We start from the raw sequence: 2,056 nt of genomic DNA, 5'->3' as shown, positions 1-2,056 counted from the left end.
CGTACGCGGTAGGAGAGCGTTCTGTAAGCCTGTGAAGGTGGCTTGTAAAGGCTGCTGGAGGTATCAGAAGTGCGAATGCTGACATGAGTAGCGATAAAGGGGGTGAAAAGCCCCCTCGCCGTAAGTCCAAGGTTTCCTGCGCAACGTTCATCGGCGCAGGGTGAGTCGGCCCCTAAGGCGAGGCAGAGATGCGTAGCTGATGGGAAGCTGGTTAATATTCCAGCACCGTCGTACAGTGCGATGGGGGGACGGATTGCGAAAGGTCATCGGGGTGTTGGAAGTCCCCGTTGCTGCACTATAGAAGGCGCTTTAGGCAAATCCGGGCGCGTAATTCAAGGGTGTGGCTGAATAAGACTACGGTCTTAAACTGATTGGAAGTGGTCCCAAGAAAAGCCTCTAAGCTCTAGCTGTACGAGACCGTACCGCAAACCGACACAGGTGGACGGGATGAATATTCCAAGGCGCTTGAGAGAACTCAGGAGAAGGAACTCGGCAAATTGATACCGTAACTTCGGGAGAAGGTATACCCTGGTAGTGTGATGGGCTTGCGCCCGGAGCATGAAGGGGTCGCAGAGAATCGGTGGCTGCGACTGTTTATTAAAAACACAGCACTCTGCTAACACGAAAGTGGACGTATAGGGTGTGACGCCTGCCCGGTGCCGGAAGGTTAAGTGATGGGGTGCAAGCTCTTGATCGAAGCCCCGGTAAACGGCGGCCGTAACTATAACGGTCCTAAGGTAGCGAAATTCCTTGTCGGGTAAGTTCCGACCTGCACGAATGGCGTAACGATGGCCACACTGTCTCCTCCTGAGACTCAGCGAAGTTGAAGTGTTTGTGATGATGCAATCTACCCGCGGCTAGACGGAAAGACCCCATGAACCTTTACTGTAGCTTTGCATTGAACTGTGAACCGGCTTGTGTAGGATAGGTGGGAGGCGCAGAAGAGTGGTCGCTAGACTGCTTGGAGCCGACCTTGAAATACCACCCTGGTCTGTTTGCGGTTCTAACCTTGGCCCGTTATCCGGGTTGGGGACAGTGCATGGTGGGCAGTTTGACTGGGGCGGTCTCCTCCCAAAGCGTAACGGAGGAGTTCGAAGGTACGCTAGGCACGGTCGGAAATCGTGCTGATAGTGCAATGGCATAAGCGTGCTTGACTGTGAGACTGACACGTCGAACAGGTGCGAAAGCAGGACATAGTGATCCGGTGGTTCTGAATGGAAGGGCCATCGCTCAACGGATAAAAGGTACTCTGGGGATAACAGGCTGATACCGCCCAAGAGTTCATATCGACGGCGGTGTTTGGCACCTCGATGTCGGCTCATCTCATCCTGGGGCTGTAGCCGGTCCCAAGGGTATGGCTGTTCGCCATTTAAAGAGGTACGTGAGCTGGGTTTAAAACGTCGTGAGACAGTTTGGTCCCTATCTGCCGTGGGCGTTGGATACTTGACGGAGCCTGCTCCTAGTACGAGAGGACCGGAGTGGACGTACCGCTGGTGTATCGGTTGTCATGCCAATGGCATTGCCGAGTAGCTAAGTACGGAAGAGATAACCGCTGAAGGCATCTAAGCGGGAAACTCGTCTGAAGATAAGGTATCCCGGGGGCTTGACCCCCCTGAAGGGTCGTTCGAGACCAGGACGTTGATAGGCTGGGTGTGTAAGCGCAGTAATGTGTTTAGCTAACCAGTACTAATTGCCCGTGCGGCTTGATCCTATAACCATGCAGGTTATGCATACTGGTTTAGGTGTTAAGCATGCCGCTAAATGACATAAAGTCAAAAATCAATGGTCAAAACCAACGCAACGCAAATAACAGCACAACCAAATAATCAAACCCGCAAAACAGCATACAAAGCACGGTTGCTTCTCACCTCATTGGCGCTTCAAGGCCAAAACCCTTGAAGCGCAACCCTTTACGCTTGACGACCATAGCAAGGTGGTCCCACGCCTTCCCATCCCGAACAGGACCGTGAAACGCCTTTGCGCCGATGATAGTGGATGTACATCTGTGAAAGTAGGTCATCGTCAGGCTCTTATACCAAAACGCCCCAACATCAAA

At 52.8% G+C, this 2,056-nt stretch carries 1 rRNA gene and 1 other annotated feature (1 of these 2 cut by a window edge); the gene reads left to right on the top strand.

The window, feature by feature from the left end:
• Nucleotides 1-1,711, top strand: a sequence feature (mutual gap in cmsearch alignment for this rRNA model is longer than 100); it begins 1,361 nt to the left of the window's first position.
• Nucleotides 1,712-1,915: 204 nt separating this feature from the next.
• Nucleotides 1,916-2,028, top strand: a 5S ribosomal RNA gene (rrf, locus tag CJO09_RS15475).
• Nucleotides 2,029-2,056 lie beyond the last annotated feature (28 nt).

The sequence above is a fragment of the Neopusillimonas maritima genome (genome assembly GCF_003576595.1).
Classification (GTDB): Bacteria; Pseudomonadota; Gammaproteobacteria; order Burkholderiales; family Burkholderiaceae_B; genus Neopusillimonas; species Neopusillimonas maritima.
The sequence above is the reverse complement of the archived record's forward strand: the minus strand, read 5'-3'. Positions and strand labels throughout refer to the sequence as shown.